The organism is Erysipelothrix aquatica, assembly GCF_009828775.2.
Classification (GTDB): Bacteria; Bacillota_I; Bacilli_A; order Erysipelotrichales; family Erysipelotrichaceae; genus Erysipelothrix; species Erysipelothrix aquatica.
The window spans coordinates 20,829-38,254 of record NZ_WTSY02000001.1 but is presented as its reverse complement, the minus strand read 5'-3'; the positions used below and the strand labels follow the sequence as shown (position 1 = coordinate 38,254).

General features: G+C 38.4%; 19 protein-coding genes. 14 read left to right on the top strand and 5 right to left on the bottom strand.

Translation table 11 applies throughout. The annotated features are described in order from the left end of the window. Positions 1–15: 15 nt before the first annotated feature. Positions 16–711, top strand: coding sequence for a hypothetical protein (locus GVV20_RS00190; protein WP_250690164.1), 696 nt, complete (start codon positions 16–18; stop codon positions 709–711). A 44-nt stretch (positions 712–755) separates the two neighbouring features. On the opposite strand, the gene GVV20_RS00185 is transcribed toward GVV20_RS00190, so the two are convergent. The 3 genes from GVV20_RS00185 to GVV20_RS00175 are packed head-to-tail and all read right to left on the bottom strand — an operon-like array spanning position 756 to position 2,471. Then, entirely contained in the window at positions 756–1,217 is a 462-nt protein-coding gene (locus GVV20_RS00185) for a hypothetical protein (protein WP_159741316.1), read from the bottom strand. After that, entirely contained in the window at positions 1,214–2,044 is an 831-nt protein-coding gene (locus tag GVV20_RS00180; protein WP_159741315.1) for a hypothetical protein, read from the bottom strand. Before GVV20_RS00180 ends, GVV20_RS00185 begins: the two co-directional genes overlap by 4 nt. A gap of 10 nt (positions 2,045–2,054) precedes the next feature. Continuing rightward, positions 2,055–2,471 (bottom strand): LytTR family transcriptional regulator DNA-binding domain-containing protein, encoded by a 417-nt coding sequence (locus GVV20_RS00175; protein WP_159741314.1) that lies wholly within the window; start codon positions 2,469–2,471, stop codon positions 2,055–2,057. Positions 2,472–2,706: 235 nt separating this feature from the next. Between GVV20_RS00175 and GVV20_RS00170 the strand changes: the two genes are divergently transcribed. From GVV20_RS00170 to GVV20_RS00130, 9 genes are all read left to right on the top strand, one after another. Then, positions 2,707–3,138 carry a ribosome assembly cofactor RimP gene (locus GVV20_RS00170; protein ID WP_159741764.1) on the top strand — a complete coding sequence of 144 codons (432 nt, stop codon included), beginning with the start codon at positions 2,707–2,709 and terminating at the stop codon, positions 3,136–3,138. A gap of 14 nt (positions 3,139–3,152) precedes the next feature. Next, on the top strand, positions 3,153–4,748 hold the full coding sequence (gene nusA, locus GVV20_RS00165; protein ID WP_159812619.1) for a transcription termination factor NusA: 1,596 nt from the start codon (positions 3,153–3,155) through the stop codon (positions 4,746–4,748). Between the two features lie 8 nt (positions 4,749–4,756). Next, a complete protein-coding gene (rnpM, locus tag GVV20_RS00160) occupies positions 4,757–5,011 on the top strand; it encodes an RNase P modulator RnpM (RefSeq protein WP_159741210.1) in 255 nt (84 codons plus the stop codon). Then, complete coding sequence (locus GVV20_RS00155; protein ID WP_236261743.1) at positions 5,001–5,300, top strand: L7Ae/L30e/S12e/Gadd45 family ribosomal protein; 300 nt, start codon at positions 5,001–5,003, stop codon at positions 5,298–5,300. Before rnpM ends, GVV20_RS00155 begins: the two co-directional genes overlap by 11 nt. Before the next feature lie 21 nt (positions 5,301–5,321). Then, positions 5,322–7,172 (top strand): translation initiation factor IF-2, encoded by a 1,851-nt coding sequence (infB, locus tag GVV20_RS00150; RefSeq protein WP_159741209.1) that lies wholly within the window; start codon positions 5,322–5,324, stop codon positions 7,170–7,172. Between the two features lie 5 nt (positions 7,173–7,177). Continuing rightward, a complete protein-coding gene (gene rbfA / locus GVV20_RS00145) occupies positions 7,178–7,522 on the top strand; it encodes a 30S ribosome-binding factor RbfA (protein WP_159636303.1) in 345 nt (114 codons plus the stop codon). Between the two features lie 85 nt (positions 7,523–7,607). Beyond that, the gene (locus tag GVV20_RS00140; RefSeq protein ID WP_159741208.1) at positions 7,608–8,684 is read left to right on the top strand and encodes a metallophosphoesterase; all 1,077 of its coding nucleotides are present in this window, start codon (positions 7,608–7,610) and stop codon (positions 8,682–8,684) included. Beyond that, entirely contained in the window at positions 8,671–9,402 is a 732-nt protein-coding gene (locus tag GVV20_RS00135; protein WP_159741207.1) for a MerR family transcriptional regulator, read from the top strand. Before GVV20_RS00140 ends, GVV20_RS00135 begins: the two co-directional genes overlap by 14 nt. 112 nt (positions 9,403–9,514) lie before the next feature. Further along, on the top strand, positions 9,515–11,764 hold the full coding sequence (locus GVV20_RS00130; RefSeq protein WP_159741206.1) for an ATP-binding cassette domain-containing protein: 2,250 nt from the start codon (positions 9,515–9,517) through the stop codon (positions 11,762–11,764). A 34-nt stretch (positions 11,765–11,798) separates the two neighbouring features. Here GVV20_RS00130 and GVV20_RS00125 read toward each other — a convergent pair whose 3' ends face one another. Continuing rightward, complete coding sequence (locus GVV20_RS00125) at positions 11,799–12,533, bottom strand: amino acid ABC transporter ATP-binding protein (RefSeq protein ID WP_159741205.1); 735 nt, start codon at positions 12,531–12,533, stop codon at positions 11,799–11,801. After that, positions 12,533–14,152, bottom strand: a complete 1,620-nt coding sequence (locus GVV20_RS00120; protein ID WP_236261744.1) for an ABC transporter substrate-binding protein/permease — start codon at positions 14,150–14,152, stop codon at positions 12,533–12,535. The genes GVV20_RS00125 and GVV20_RS00120 overlap by 1 nt, the downstream gene beginning before the upstream one ends. Before the next feature lie 337 nt (positions 14,153–14,489). On the opposite strand from GVV20_RS00120, the gene truB reads away from it, so the two are divergent. The 4 genes from truB (at position 14,490) to GVV20_RS00100 (ending at position 17,413) form a co-directional block, all read left to right on the top strand. After that, positions 14,490–15,326 carry a tRNA pseudouridine(55) synthase TruB gene (gene truB, locus GVV20_RS00115; RefSeq protein ID WP_159741204.1) on the top strand — a complete coding sequence of 279 codons (837 nt, stop codon included), beginning with the start codon at positions 14,490–14,492 and terminating at the stop codon, positions 15,324–15,326. Next, a complete protein-coding gene (locus GVV20_RS00110) occupies positions 15,326–16,261 on the top strand; it encodes a bifunctional riboflavin kinase/FAD synthetase (protein ID WP_159741203.1) in 936 nt (311 codons plus the stop codon). Before truB ends, GVV20_RS00110 begins: the two co-directional genes overlap by 1 nt. 157 nt (positions 16,262–16,418) lie before the next feature. Then, positions 16,419–16,934, top strand: a complete 516-nt coding sequence (locus tag GVV20_RS00105) for a DUF4303 domain-containing protein (RefSeq protein ID WP_159741202.1) — start codon at positions 16,419–16,421, stop codon at positions 16,932–16,934. Positions 16,935–17,083: 149 nt separating this feature from the next. Continuing rightward, the gene (locus tag GVV20_RS00100; protein ID WP_159636287.1) at positions 17,084–17,413 is read left to right on the top strand and encodes an Asp23/Gls24 family envelope stress response protein; all 330 of its coding nucleotides are present in this window, start codon (positions 17,084–17,086) and stop codon (positions 17,411–17,413) included. The last annotated feature ends 13 nt before the right edge of the window (positions 17,414–17,426 follow it).

The window sequence follows — 17,426 nt, the reverse complement described above, 5'->3', positions numbered from 1 at the left end:
GAGAGGGTGATGTTCTTGAAGAGGCTAAAACTCGAGTCTTTAATGATGCAAGTATTGATGATGTTTCTTGTTTCGATAATAATATTCTTTGTGACCACATTGCTGGCTACTAAGCTGAGTTTTGAGTGGGGGATGCTGTGGTTTGGTATGGGCCTTGTAATCTTAACCATATTTATTCATAGTGCTGCATATACAAATAGTCACTATAAAACACTCTATGTTGTATGTTTTGTAGTTAATATGATTGGGACCGGATTGTCTTTTGGAACATTTTTTAATGTAGAATCTGTTGTATTTCGTGGCTATTTAATTCCGTTCGTTGTTGCAGGAAGCTTGCTAATCGCTTATCTTTATACTCTAATGTTCCAACAACGTATTGGAAAAGCAAATACGTCGATTCGAAATCTATGGGTGGTTTTGATTGGTATAGGGATGGTATCAGCCGTCGGATTGTGGATGGAGGGATCCAATATTGATGTCGCGTTGATGATTATCTTTGCTGGAATTTACCTTCTTGCATACATTGCGTTTCTACACTTCTTACTGAAAAGCGCAGAAGTATACCGTCTCGCGTCTTTCTACAGTTTTGGTATTTATATTATTATTACGATTGTGGTGATTTCAATCCTGCTTGAAGATGGTTTCGCTGTTGAAGCACTTTTCACTCCTGGAGACGGAAATACAGCCAAGCAGAATCAAAACATCCAATGATTGTAGACTGTTAAATAGCCACCTAATCGGTGGCTATTTCGATATTATGTGCGAATTGGCTTAGGTTTATTGGTTACAGTCACAAGGATGCTTAAGATTATTAGAATGATTGGTAGTCCAATAAATAGCACGAATCCGATGAAGGGTACGATTCCGCCGGTTGTATAGTAAGAGATTGCGAACCTACCACGGGATAAAGCATGGAGCTCTAGCAAGTGCTGAGACATGTGAGATAATGCATGAATGACAAGGGTTGTGATGTACGTGTACATCAAAAGTTGTGATGTTCGGGTATTTCGTTGAATGCGAATGGCTGAGAGCAGCAATATTATGAATAAGTACAAGAAATAGACGATAACATAGGGCATTGAAGCTATACTGTGATGAAGGTATGTCCAAGATTCATCAGCAGCGTCAAACCCAACACCCCATATCCCTAACATGTACAGCGGAAAAATGAAGAGGGTGAGAACAATAATAATGAGATCGAGATGTTTTTGTTTCATGATTGGCCTCCTTGATGAATCCAGCTTTGGTTGGCAGCATTGATACGAATCGTAAGTTGATCCTTAATAGGAATTGTTAGTGTGATGTTTTCTTCTTGGTGAGCTGGAATGGTCACATTCAAAGGTTCTAAAGTATCACGCGAAACCATGGTTGATCCATCGGTGAGGAGTATCGGATTAAAGGCTGAAAACTTTTGGGGTGTTGATGTCATATTGGTTATTACGAATGTAACGTCTGTGCTATCTGGTTTTTGAATTACTGGCTTGATATCAACGAGCCAAGTATTATCAACAAGATACAAATGTGTATTTGGGACAGTACTGACGTTGGTATGAAAGTTGTAGGCGTTAAGTGCAGTTGTTGTAAAATATTTTGTATTGGGGGTTAAATAGCTATTTGCGTTAAATGATAGTGATTTGATATTGTTGATGGTGATGCTACTAAAACTCGCAGGTAACTCATTACGATAGTGATTCTCAAATGATCGGAATGCCCGTTCTTGATCGGAAAAAATTTCATAACCAAATCTGTTTACACATACCTCAGTATCTTCCAAAATTGAAGGGTATGGATCACTGACACATTGTTGTGCGAGAGTTTGAGCAGTATTAACTGTATTTGTATAAACAATTAAAAATGCACCGAAGACAAATGTTGCAATTATTGTAACTGTGAAGCCTCCATGAGATAAGGCGAAACGGCGTTTGGGTGATTGTTTTAAAGCGGATCGGGCGTTGTAGGTCAGCGCCGATCGTTGATATTGCCAAAAGATTAAAATAAGTCCGATTACACCAAGCACTTTTAAGTAAAGATTCGTAAGGTTCATATAGGTCCTCCTAGATACCAATGTGTTCTTTGAATGTATGATAGTAAGTTCGATTCACGTCATGCCATGAACCCGAAACCTTCACAGCATATTTCATATTCAGTTTGACACGAATATCGGTGATATAATGTAAATTGATAATCGTGAATTTATTGATTCGCAGAAGGGGTAAGACTTCAAATGTTTTGAGCGGATCATGAGTATAAAAAGAATCCGCATCAGTCTCAACCAACAAACTAGATTCTTGAGTCGTGACGGTTCTGATTTCGTCGCTATTCAAATACTGTGTTGTATGACCATTGGTCACTAAAAAACGTTGATTGTTCTCGTATAAAACATACTCACCATTTTCGGTTACAATTTCGGCATGCTTCAACGATTCAACAATATTGTCGGAAGCGATGCCACGTCCAAGTTGAATTTTCATAAGGTCACCTCTTACACTTATCATACTGAGTAAAAATGCGAAATACAATGTGATATCCCTAAGTTACGTTAGATGCATGATATTCTACGTAATACGCATTAATGAGGGCTTCAAAGGTCAATTGAGACCCATGTCAATATATTTGCAAACAACGAAATAATAGTCTATAATATTAGTATACTTTGAAACAAGGAGTGGTCACGCCACTCCTTATATATTGTCTTAAGGAGCGATTATGGAAAAGTATTTGGAAAAATTACAACCAGTTGCGAATGAGATGGGCTTAAATATTATCGATATTGAGTATGTCGGTAAGGACATTCTTGACATTAGCATTGCACGTCAAGACTTTGAATCCGTTGATTTAAATATGTGCGCGGCGGCTGCACAGGCATTTGGTGAAGCAATAGATTTTGAAATCAGTTTGGATGTTGGTTCAGCTGGAGCTGAACGAATGATTGAACCTGATGATTACAAAGATGTAGAAGGTCAGTATGTGTTCATTCAATTCAAGAACACATTTAAAGATGCTGAAAATGTTGAAGGTACTGTCGTCAGTGTTAGTGATGATGCTGTCGTTGTATCCTATCGCGTTAAAACAGCACTTAAAGAAGTAACAATTGAACGTTTAAACATTAAATACCTGCGCCTTGCAGTTAAAGTATAAGGAGAAATTTTTAGATGAACGTTAAAAATGTCATATTAGCGATGCAAGAAATTGAAAACAATCGCAATATTTCAAAAGAAGTAATTATTGAAGCGTTACAAGACTCATTAGTGAAAGCTTATCGCCGTCAAATAGGCGTTCCTGATGCGATTGTCGAAGTAATAATTGATCCCAATTCAGAAGAGATGCGTCTATTCCACAATTTCCTTGTGGTTGAAGAAGTTGAAGACGATGAATTGGAAAAAGGAATCCATGAACTCGAAGACAATAGTCAAGGTTTAAAAGTTGGAGATTGGTATAAAGAAGAACAACCAATCGTTGAATTAGGTCGTGCAGCAGCAACTCAAGCTAAAAACGTTATTAAACAAAAAATTCGTGAAGCTGAGAAACAAGCTGTGTACGACGAGTACATTGATCAACTTGGTGAAATGGTAATGGCAATGGTTGAAAGTGTTGAAGAGAAGTTTGTTGTCGTCAACCTTGGAAAATCATTGGCAGTGATGCCACGCGCAGCACAAATCGAAGGGGAAATGTACCGTGAAGGACATACCCTAAAAGTTGTTATTACAGATGTAAACAAAGATACTAAAGGTGCTCAAATCTTAGTATCACGTGCAGATGCAATGCTTGTACGTCGTCTGTTTGAAAATGAAGTTCCTGAAATCTTTGATGGTCAGGTCGAAATTAAAGCGATTGCGCGCGAAGCGGGCGAACGCACGAAGGTTGCTGTATACTCACACGATCCAGATATTGATCCAATTGGAGCATGTATCGGTCCACGTGGCCAACGTGTACAAGCAATTATCGAAGAGCTCAAAGGTGAAAAAATTGATATCTTTGAGTGGAGCGAAGACATGATTGAACTTGTTAAAAATGCATTGGCACCTGCGGAAATTATTGCAGTGTTCCCAAATGAAGAAAACAAAGGTCTTGTCGTTATTGTCGATGATTCACAATTATCATTAGCAATTGGTAAGCGTGGTAAAAATGCCCGTCTTGCAGTTCGCTTAACAAAACAACGAATTGATATTAAATCAGTATCTGAAGCACAAAATGAAGGTGTTGACTACGTGTCATTAATGGCAGCTTACCAAGCAGAAATTAATGAAAAAATGGCTCCGAAAGTTGAAGAAACAGTCGAAGCTGTTGTTGAAATGGATACAGTGGATCAAACTGAAGCAAGTACTGAAGAAGTTGTTGCTGAAGCAGTAGCAACAGAAGTACCAGTTGATGAAGTGATTGAAGAGACTGTGGAAGTTGAAGCGGCTCCTGAAGTTGCTAAGGAAGCTGAATCAGAAGAAACAACAAAAATTGAACGTAAAGATATTTTCCGTCCACGTACAGAATATGTCTCCAAGTTTGAAGAATTGGCAAATACTTCACGCCAAGAAGAGCAACAAGTTCGTCGTCGTAAACCACGTCGTGATAAAGAAGAAGAAAAACCTGTTAATACCGCTGAACTTCTCAAAGAAATGGAATATGAAATTGTTCCGGAGTATACAAAAGAAGAACTTGAAGAAATCAACCGTCAAAAAGAAGTTGAAGACAACTCATGGTATGAGGATGAAATCGACTTCGATGAATTTGACAACTATTACGATCAAGAATAGGAATTATTATGAAAAAAATTCCAATGCGTAAATGTGTTGTAACACAAGAGCAATTTCCAAAAAAGGACCTTCTGCGAATCGTTTTGACCCCAGAAGGAACCGTAGAAATTGATGAAACAGGCCGTAAAAATGGCCGAGGGGCGTACATTTCACGTAAACCTGAAACTGTATCACTTGCAATGAAAAATAGAACGCTCGACCGGGCTTTAAAAACCAAGGTCGACGATGCTATTTACGAAATGTTGGGTGAATATGTTAAATAAAGAAAAATTTCTAAACGGTCTCGGTCTATGCCGACGTGCCGGGAAAATCGTAGCTGGTGACGAATTGTTACCTGCAATTCAAAAACGCAGTGTTAAGCTAGTTGTTCTTGCTGACAATGCATCTGAACGTACGAAGAAACAAATTACCGATAAAAGTAAAACGGCCAATGTTGATGTTGTCACGGGTATTTCGAAAGAAGAACTTTCATGGGCAATTGGCATGGATAACCGTGTTGCAATCGGTATATCAGACACAGGTTTGGTGAAGGTATTAAAAACGAACTTATAGAAAATAGAGGTGACTGTATAAGTGAGTAAGAGAAAACCAACGAGAAACAATCGTAACAATAAAGGTCGTGGCAAAAAACAAAGCCAGGACACATTTAAACCAAAAGATATCGTAGTAAAAGAGTTTGACTATACAGAAGGAATTTCTGTTAAAGATTTATCAGAACTTATCAATAAGAGTCCTGCTGATATTATCAAATTGCTTTTCATGATGGGTACAATGGTAACCATTAATACATCTCTTGATGATGATACTGTTGAACTTATTGCAATGGAGTATGACATGACTCCAACTAAAGTTGAAGCAGTCGATGCTTTAACACTTGAAGATACAATCGAAGATGATCCTGCAATGTTGCAAGAGCGTCCACCAATTGTAACTATCATGGGTCACGTTGACCATGGAAAAACGACGACACTCGACACAATTCGTAATGCTAAAGTTGTTGACGGTGAGTTTGGTGGTATCACGCAACATATTGGTGCTTACCAAATCGAACATAACGGTCGTAAAATTACATTCTTAGATACACCAGGACACGAGGCTTTTACAGCAATGCGTGCTCGTGGTGCGAGTGTAACGGATATCGTTGTTGTTGTCGTTGCTGCAGATGATGGGGTCATGCCTCAAACACGTGAAGCAGTCGACCATGCTAAAGCGGCAGGAGCGCCACTTATTGTAGCAATCAACAAAATTGATAAACCAGAGCAAAATATTGATCGTATTTATTCTGAGTTCACTGATTTGGGTGTTACACCTGAAGAGTGGGGTGGTGAAACAGTCTTTGCCAAAATTTCTGCGAAAACTGGAGAAGGAATCGATGAGCTCCTGGAAACAATTTTAGTAGCAACTGAGCTTGAAGAATTAAAAGCGAATCCTAACCGTCTTGCATTCGGTAGCGTCATTGAGGCGAAACTTGATAAGAGTCGTGGACCAGTCGCAACATTATTAATTCAAAAAGGAACACTTCGTCAAGGAGATCCTGTCGTCGTTGGTACAACATATGGACGTGTCCGTAAAATGGTTGATAGCCGTGGACGCGAGCTTCAAGAAGCAGTTCCATCAATGCCAGTCGAAATTATTGGATTGAATGAAGTGCCAATTGCTGGCGATTTATTCCGAGCATTTAAAGAAGAGAAAGAATCACGTGCTGTTGCTCAAAAACGTAATAATGCACGTATTGAAAAAGATCGTAACCAATCAAGTGCACTAAGCCTTGATGATTTATCCGATCAAATAGAATCCGGTGATATCAAAGACATCAACGTAATCCTTAAAGCCGATGTACAAGGTTCTGCTGAAGCAGTTAAAGCTGCATTAGAACGTGTAGAAGTTGGTGATGGAAAAGAAGTTGCTGTTAAAGTTATTCGTTCCACTGTTGGTGGAATTACCGAAAGTGATATTATGCTCGCTTCGGCATCAAATGCTATTATTATTGGGTTTAATATTCGTCCAACTGCAGCAATCCGTAAAAAAGCAGAGGATGAAGGTATTGAAATTCGGCTTTACAACATTATCTATAAAGCTGTAGAAGATATGGAACATGCCATGAAAGGTATGCTTGCACCTGTCTTTAAAGAAGTTATTCATGGTCAAGCGGAAGTTCGTGAGTTATACCACGTATCTAAAGTCGGTACTATTGCTGGATGTATGGTTACAGACGGTAAAATGGTTAAAGAATCTGGAATTCGTCTCATGCGTGATGGAGTTGTTGTCTATGAAGGACGTATGGCAACACTAAAACGATTCCAAAATGAAGCAAAAGAAGTTGCTGCTGGTTACGAGTGTGGTATCACAATCGAGAACTTTAATGATATCAAAATGGGAGACGTTATCGAATCCTACGGTGAAGTTGAAGTAGAACAGAGGTAATTACAATGTCAGTTAAAAAAGAACGTATTGAATCAATTATTAAACGTGAACTTGCACCTTTAATTGTAAATCGTTTAAACGATCCAAGCTTATCATTTGTAAGTATTACAGATGTTGAAGTAACAAATGATTTCTCATTTGCAACCATCTACGTCAGTTTCTTACAAGATAAAGATAAGAAAAAGGGAATGGAAGCATTACGTCGTGCGAAGGGAATCCTTCGTTCTGAAGTTGCAAAATCATTGTCAATCCGTCGCACACCTGAGTTACTCTTTAAACTAGATGAATCAAGTGAGCATGGAACACGAATTGATACAATCTTAGAATCACTTCGTAAAGACGAAGAATAAGAAATTGGAACCTATCAAATGATGGGTTCCTTTTTTTAGTATCTTAATGATACAATCATAGTATATTTTGTAAAGGAGTATCACAATGCCAATTATTAAACAACTTGAGATTAAAAAGAATCGACGTGTTCTCATTACTTCAGATATTCACGGAAATTTAGAACGGTTTAAGCAGATGCTCCAACGTGTTCAATTTAATACTGATGATGTCTTGATTATTAATGGAGACTTAACCGAAAAGGGGACTGCATCTCTAGAAACTGTACGTTACACGTATGAACTTTCGAAGACCCATGAAATTCATATTATTCAAGGGAATTGTGAGACATTGCAATATCTAGATAATTCGGAGCACTTTGAAATGTTGCGTAATTATATAAATAATCGACCACAATCGCTAATTCATGAAATGTTAGTAGCCATTGGTGTTACCATTACCCCAGACATGAACATGCACGAAGCGCGTACCTTACTAAAATTACACTATCCAGAATATATCGACTTCTTGGGTGCATTGCCCAATATTATCGAAACAGATGTATTTACACTTGTCCACGCAGGTCTTGAGCAAAAGTCACTTGCAGATCAGGATGTTGATTTAATTCAAACAATGCCATACTTCGGCTTAGTCGATGCAGAATTTGATAAGCCAGTTATTGTAGGTCATTATCCTGTGTGTTTGTATCACAATCAAACAATCGATCATAAGCCAATCTTGGATGTCATAAAGAACATCTATTCTATAGATGGTGGAAATGTTATCAAAGATGATGGTCAACTAAACGTTCTCATCTATGAGCAGGGTCATTTTACAGTAGACTATGTTGACGGATTTGACTATTATTCCATCTTAAATCAGCAAGATGGAATTAAAGGAACACATATATCGTGGATGGATCGTGAAGTTGAGATACTGGATAAAAAGCCAGAATTTATACGGGTGAAACAACGTAGTACTGGCGATGAAGCATGGATTCATGAATCATTTGTTGATGAAGTTAAAAGTGAAGTTATTGATGATGTCACAGATACAGTACTTCAACTTTCAAAGCATGATCTATTTCACCCACTTTTGAAAACTTCGACAGGTTATTATGGCAAACATAATGGCGAAGTCGGATGGTATTTTGGTGCCTTAGGAGAATATTGTGAGACCCATTGATGTAGCAAAACAATTTAATATCAGTACGTCGACTGTACGTAAGTATGAGGATGAAGGATTGATTCCTCCGTCCATTCGAACTACAAATGGATATCGGAAGTATGAGCCAAAACATATAGAATATATGGCGTGCGTATTAGCGATGCAAGCTGGCTTTAGTCGTAGCCAAATTATTCAAGTCATGGCGTGTATGATGGACGGCAAAGCAAATGAAGCCCTCTTGATCTGTTCAAGACATCAAGCCGAGTTAATTCGCGAATTATCACATGCACAAAAGACGGTCAATATGTTTACATCAGGTGATATCTTTCGAGAATTGAAGTTAAAACGTAAGTTATCGATTCAAGAGGTTTCTCGGTTGATTGATGTACCTGATACGACATTACGACACTGGGAAAAAGAGGGATTGGTGGTTCCGTCACGAAATAAAGACAACAACTATCGAATGTATGATGCGAATCAAATTGCACGGCTATTGATTATTAAAACTATAAAGGCGGCAGTGTGGTCTTTAGAACACGTTCGGGAAGTATTACAAGACTTTGACAACAAGCAACCAGAAGAAGCATATAAAGTAGCTTTAGATGCTTTAAATTATTTATACAAGATGAATCTCTATCAGCATCAAGGGATTCATGCACTGTATACACTGTGTTTATCCCAAGGATTGGTTGCACAACATTATCAACAGGACTATAGTTTCTTTCAAAACCTGTAATTAAACCTTAAAGTCTTTAGACAAACTTATACAATCGAATCGCACGAAATTGACACTAAAGTTTGTTTCTTGCATTAATGTGCTATAGTTTTTATAGAAATGGAGATAGCCTATGGAACAACAACTAAAATTACGTGGTATGACCACAAACAACCTTAGGAATATTGATTTAGATATTCCAAAGAATAAAATAACTGTCTTTACAGGTGTATCGGGATCTGGAAAATCCTCTATCGTTTTCGATACAATTGCAAATGAGGCAACACGACAATTGAATCAAACTTATTCAACATTTATTCAAAACTTTCTTCCGAAAGTCGATAAACCATCTGTTGATAGCATTACAAATCTAAATCCAGCGATTATTATTGATCAAAAACGAATCGGTGGAAACGCCCGTTCAACTTTAGGTACAATAACGGATATTAATGCGTTCTTACGAACTATATTTTCAAGAATTGGGTTGCCTTCTGCAGGTACAGCATCCATGTTTTCTTTCAATGATCCAGCTGGTATGTGCGAATCATGCCAAGGCATTGGAAAACGAATTGAACCTCGTGTTGACCTAATATTGGACATGACACGTTCTTTGAATGATGGTGCTATCACATTTCCTGTGTTCGACCGCGAATCGTGGTATTTCCAAATTTACGAAGCTTCTGGATGGTTTGATCTTGATTTGCCATTAAATCAATATGATGATGAAACTTTGGAATTACTCCTATATGGAAGTAAACGCAAAGTGCAAATTATGGGACTTGGAGGTTCAAAAGCAACAAATCTTGAATATGAAGGGATTTTAGCGAAGTTTCGTTCAATGTTTATTACCCGAGATCTAAGTGGACACTCCAAACGTACACAAGATATCGTTCAAACGTATACCACATTACAAACGTGTGCGAAATGTCATGGAACACGTTATGCACCGGCAATTCTTGATTGCAAAATTGGAGATTTAAATATTTTTGATGTTACGGATATGGAATTAACGGAGTTAAAGGGTTTCTTGGAAGATATACAAAATGTCGAGCCAATAAAACCAATCGTTGAAGAAGCACTGAAACGAGTAAACCAACTCATACAGATGAGTTTAGAATACTTAACATTAACCCGTGAAACGAGTACCTTATCTGGAGGTGAGTCGCAAAGGGTTAAGATGATGAAGCATTTGAGCAGCAGTTTGAATGGTCTTATCTATATTTTTGACGAACCGAGTGTAGGGTTGCACCCTCGTGATGTCGAAAATCTAAACGGTATGCTTCGTGATCTTCGCGATGCAGGGAACACGGTTATTATTGTCGAACATGATCGGGATGTTATCAAAGTTGCTGATCATCTCGTCGACGTAGGGCCACTGGCAGGAATTCATGGTGGTGAAATTATGTTTGAAGGGTCTTATGAAGGACTTCTTGCATCTCAAACACTTACAGGTTTGCACTTACATGCACTTCCAGCGTATAAAGACACTCTACGTCCTAGCACAGGATTCTATACAATTGAAAATGCCAACACTAACAATCTTAAAAATGTAAGTGTATCGATACCTAAAAATGTTTTGACTGTTGTGACGGGCGTTGCCGGAAGTGGTAAATCATCTTTAATTCATCAAGAATTTATGAGCCATTACCCAGAGGCGGTTGTAATCGATCAAAAACAACTCCATACAAGTTCTCGTTCTAATTTAATGACTTACACAGGCATTTTCGATAAAATTCGAACGGTTTTCGCGAAAGCAAACAATGTCGATAAGGCACTTTTTTCATTCAACTCCAAAGGAGCATGCCCCGAATGTAAAGGACGAGGGGTTATTGTCACTGACTTAGCGTTTATGGAAGACGTTGAAACGATTTGTCATGTATGCGATGGCAATCGGTATATCCCAGAAGTTATCAATTACCGCTACAAAGATCTTAATATTATTGAAGTAGGCGCATTAACCGTCGAAGAAGCAGTCGATTTCTTTGATGATAAAACGATTCGAAAGACATTGATTACGCTTGCTGAAGTAGGTGTACATTACTTATCGCTCGGGCAACCGCTCGACACCATTTCTGGTGGAGAGGCGCAACGGATTAAATTGGCGAGTGAATTACATAAACAAAGTGATTTGTATGTATTGGATGAGCCTACAACCGGATTGCATATGTCAGATATTGATACCTTTATGCGAATTATCGATCGTTTAGTCGATTCAGGCAGTACTGTAATTATAATTGAGCACAATCTCGAAGTGATGCGGGTTGCAGATCATATCATTGATATGGGGCCACAGGGTGGTAGTCAAGGCGGTCGCGTTGTCTTTGAAGGCGCGCCAAAAGATATCTTCGATGCACCAGAATCGCTTACTAAAAACTATATATAAAAAACCGCTTCGACAGAGGCGGTTTTTTATATGATCAGAGTTGATTAAAGCGATTCAAGAATTGTCGCACCCGCTCATGTTTCGGGTTATTGAAGAGTTCATCAGGAGATCCTTCTTCTAAGATGATGCCTTGTTCCATAAATAGAATACGGTCGCTCACTTCTTTTGCGAAAGCCATTTCGTGGGTGACAATAAACATTGTGAAGCCTTCATCTGCAAGATCTTTGACAACTTGCAAGACTTCACCGACCATTTCTGGATCTAGTGCACTTGTGGGCTCGTCTAAGAGGAGAAATTCAGGTTTCATAGTCAATGCACGAGCAATCGCAACGCGTTGCTTCTGACCGCCTGAAAGGCGTTTAACAGAGGCATCTTTAAAGCTAAGCATCCCAACACGTTCAAGATTCTTAAGTGCTTCTTGTTCGACATCTTTAGGATTCTCTTTCAATACACGTATCGGGCCAACCATGAGATTTTCAAGAACCGTCATGTTGCTGAAAAGATTAAATGATTGGAAAATAATCCCCACTTGAGAACGGTATTTATTAACATCGATTTGAGGGTCATTAACTTCTAAATCATTAAAGAAAATTTTACCTTCGTCAAATTCTTCAAGGAGGTTGATACAGCGAAGCAGTGTTGATTTACCACTTCCGCTTGATCCAATAACAGTAACTACTTCACCTTTGGTAATTTCAAGATTTATGTCTTTAAGGACCAGTAAATCACCAAATGATTTACTCAGATGTTCAATTTTTAGAAATGACATTATTCTTCTCCTTTCAATGTATCGAAGTTCGCTTTATGCGTTTGTGAGTTTGGATAGTTTCCTTTAGGCGCATCCATGTGGGTTTCGATAATTGATAAAATCTTAGTTGAGATTAGTGTTAGTGATAAGTAAATCATGGATACGATAAAGAATGATTCCATTTGACGGTAGTAAATTCCGGAGATTCGGTTCCCTTGGAAGAAAAGCTCTGCAACGAGAATAACGTTTAATACTGAAGAATCTTTAATATTAACAACAAATTCGTTCCCAATCGCCGGTAAAGCATTACGTAGCGCTTGTGGTAAGATAACGAAACGCAGTGTTTGGATTTCTGTCATCCCTAAAGCCCGTGCTGCTTCGTTTTGTCCAGGATCGATCGACTGAATTCCGGCACGAATGACTTCGGACATATATGATGACGTATTAACTGAAATAACGACAATCCCTGAAATAAGCGGTGATATTTCAATACCAAGGGTACGGATTCCATAATAGAAGAGTATCCCTTGAACCATCATCGGTGTACCACGAAGGTATTGGACATAGGCCGTGGTTACGATGCTGTTTATATGTTTGATGAAACGTACAAATGCTTTATCCCGTTTGTTGATTTTGATTTGACGAAGACCGGCAACAACTAAGCCAATTGTAAGACCAAATGCAGTCCCACAGAGTGCGATTAAAAGTGTGGTGCCAAGTCCACTTAAGTACATGGGCCAGTAATTTTGAATTAAGAAGCCAACGCCAGCTATAAATCCAGAAGGCATTTGCTCTTGTCCGGATGTATCTGAAGAAGGTTGGCGTAGAATTGCGTCATACATAATAGTATCCCGATCTTCGTCTGTCAGACTATTGAGAACCCGATTGACGTCTTCCAATAATTCTGTATTTTCTTTCGCGATTCCGATTGAAACCGTTACATCTTCTTCAGATACCGTGAAACCTTGGTCTGCTTCAAACGCAACATATGTTAAGTCGGGATTGCTATTGGTAATTGCTTGTGCAACAGGTTTTTCAGATACAAAAGCATCGATTGCTTTTGATTTTACAGCAGTTGTTAGAAGCGGAAAAGATTCCATTGGCATTCCATGATTCACGTCAGGAATCTGAGGAATAAGCGTGTCGTGAAGGGTCCCGATTTGAGCCGCAACATGTTTTCCTGCAAAATCTTTAAGTGATTTCGCGCCGGCTAAAGGACTTGCTTTGGGTACAACGAGAACCATTTCACTCTTGTAATAAACATCAGTGAAGGCGATTGCTTGACGACGTTCTTCAGTATTACTCATGCCTGCAATGACAAGATCGACATCACCAATACGAACGCCGTCAACCAAGCTGGAAAATACCGCATAGTTTTTAACCTTAAGCTCCATGCCAAGGTCATTGGCTATTTTACGTGCAATTTGAACGTCATAGCCATCACAGTATGATCGACCGTCTGGCAACGGTTCCGAAAAATCAGTTTTTTGTGTTTGTGTCCAATTGAATGGGGCGTAATTACACTCCATACCAACTGTCAACACATTATCCTTTGCTGCAAAAATAGCAGTTGTTGGTAATGACAGGATTACCATACATGCAAGTATTAGACTTGCGACTTTAAAGCGACGATGAAACATATTTTCCTCCATATATACAGAAAAAGACCCCATAGCTAGAGGTCCTTGTAATTTCGGATATCTAGCTCCACTTCCAGGTTTCTTGGAAGGAGTGTTACAGGTATTACCTGGAACCCCACGAATCTTGCTTGCAAATCAAAAGTCGTTCGGCGATGGTTGCCTTTCCATAGTGTCAGTGCCTGCCGGCTCGACCATGTACTCATCTGCATCGCTACCTCTATAAAATGTCTTTAACATCAATAATCGTATCACTGTTCGTTAAAATGTCAATGAAATGATGATTTCGTTTTGACTAATCGTTGAAAAAAGCTATAATTTATAAGGAAACGGGGCTTTTATGAACGGAATAATTTGTATTAATAAACCAGAAGCGATGACATCGTTTGATGTTGTTGCAAAAATACGTCGATACACACGTGCGAAAGTTGGACACAGTGGCACACTTGATCCAATGGCGACGGGTGTTTTAGTATTAGCATTAAATCAAGGAACAAAGGCGTTGCCCTACCTTGGAATTGAAGATAAAACCTACCATGCAAAGATAAAATTTGGGTTACGAACTCATACTGGAGATATTTGGGGTGATACTGAGGAAGAAGGTGCCCTTGTACCTTATGATGAGGCACAACTTAAGGCGGTAGTTACATCATTAATAGGAAAACAGAATCAACGCGTTCCCAAAGTATCCGCAAAGAAAATTGATGGAAAACGATCCTACGATTATATTTTAGAGGGCAAAGAGGTCAAGCAGTTATATGCTGATGTCGAAGTTTACGCAATTGATGTGCTCCATTTTGATGCTGAAGGCGTTGAATTTATAGCGCATGTATCGAGTGGCACGTATATCCGTACGCTTTGTGAAGACATCGCAACCGGTTTAGGAATGATTGGGGCAATGTCTTACTTACAACGGACACAAGTTGGTCGTTTTACATTGGAAGATTGCATTGAACTGGATGCACTGGACACATTAGCTAATAAATTGATCCCTACAAAAGAAGCAATTCAGTTGCCAAAAATTGAAAATGAACGCATGATACACTTTGTTAAGAATGGAAAGACACTGAAATTGGATATTCCTGAGGACCGTGTCCTTGTGGATGCAGGCGAGTATTACGCAGTTTATGAACGGATTGATGAAATGACATTCAAATCAGTGAGAGGATTATGGTAATGAAACAAACAATAATTAAAGATCATATGACATTAAATACATTTGGCAATGAAATCGCAGCTACAATTGGATATTTTGATGGCCTTCATTTAGGGCACCAAAGCTTAATTAACGAGACAATTCGCATTGCGAAAGAACGCAACCTGGAATCAGCGATTATTACATTTGATCCAGATCCATGGACTGTGGTTAATGATAAACACAAAGTAAATCATATAACACCGATGAAAGAAAAAGTCAGAGTCGCGCAGTCATTGGGGATTGACCACTTGATTATTATTAATTTTACGAAAGATACGTCGAAATTGTCGCCGATGGAATTTATTGAGGCTTATTTAGTGTCAATGAATGTTCGCGCATTAATTGTAGGCGCTGATTTCAAATTTGGATTCCGAGGCCAAGGTAATGTAGCGTTCTTAAAAGAACACGCTCATTATTTCTTTGATACATTGATTCATGAGCTGGATTTAACCAACGAAAAAAAGATTGGCACTACGATGATAACGCAAGCGTTATTGCGCGGTGATGTGAAAACCGTATCAGCGTTATTGGGCCGTGATTATGTTATCAGTGGGTTTGTTGTGGATGGACGTAAACAAGGTCGTAAAATTGGATTCCCAACAGCTAATATGGATATTGTCGATGAATATGTCATTCCAGCTGAAGGTGTATATGCCGGCTTAGTTGAAGTGCAAGGCGAAGTCTTTAAAGCGATGCTCAGTATTGGTCACAATCCGACATTCAACAGTACCGAACGTTTGTCAGTCGAAACACACATCTTAGACTTTGATCGTGATATTTACGGAGAACTCATTAAACATACATTTGTTGAACATCTTCGCGGACAGGTCAAATTTGATTCAATCGAAGCACTTGTCGAGCAGATGAAAAAAGATGAACGAAAAACACGAACTGTTTTAACCGATAAATTGTAAAACTAACTCGTGATTGTGCAACATTGTTGTTACAATCACGAGTTTTCTTAAAACTTGGAATCGTTTCCGGTTATTGCTTAATAAATGGCATACATTTACCTTAAAAAGATGGATTCTCAAATAAAATCTGTTACGCTTTTAACAAAGGGGAATGATTATGACTGTAAGTAAACGAACCGCAGTTGCGAATTTTAAGAGAGATCTCATCGATGCTGTAACAACAAGTGTCAAAACACTGTTAGATTCGGAAATCGATATTATTTTTAACGCACTTGCATTGGAGGCAAATCTTGAGACACTGGAAATTACAGTGTCGATGAATACGGAGTTTGATTTTCATCGAAAACGCCGCTATTATGAACGAAATAGTGAAGAAACAGTCTCGATTGTTGATTTACGATATTCAGTTCGAGATTGGAACTATCAAGCAATTGCAGTTATTCAACCAATGCCCAACAATCTTTATGAAGCATATTATGCAAAGAAACCAGAAAGCTTTTTGGAATTGCTCACGAATACATTGTTAGAATTTGAAGAATCAGAGTGTTTCATAAAGATTCCGAAAGATTCGACATTTCTCACACTTGCGATGGGAACAGAAGAAACAATCGATGCTTCATTTATGCGTTATGCAGCACTAAAAACTAAACGAGAAGCTCGGCTTAATAGTTAAATTTTGAGAAAGCACAGATGTGCTTTTTTTATTAAGAACGCTACGAAAATATCGAAATCTCTATAAAGAGATAGAGACACCAAATAATTAATCGACTGTCTTTTGTTTCTCTAATATTTCTGTTATAATAGCCGTAGTAGGTGATAAATATGGCAAATGAATATGTATTAATTCAAGAAAAAAATGACGGATTTGGTCAAATTGCAGTATCAAATAACGTTTTTAATCACATTGTTGCAATTACAGTTGCTGAAAACAAACACATCTTCTTTGAAGATGGTACAGGAAAAAAATCACTTTCTGTAAGCAATGCGAATGGACACGTTAATATTGATGTCAAAGTCCGAGTTCAGTACGGTCAAGATGTCGAACGCGTAGTTCGAGCATTACAAGATGAATTACGTCGTAACATTGAAATGATGGTTGACTTCAGCAGTGTTACAATCAACGTTAATGTCGTCGGATTTAAGTTTAATTAAGAAGCAGATATCT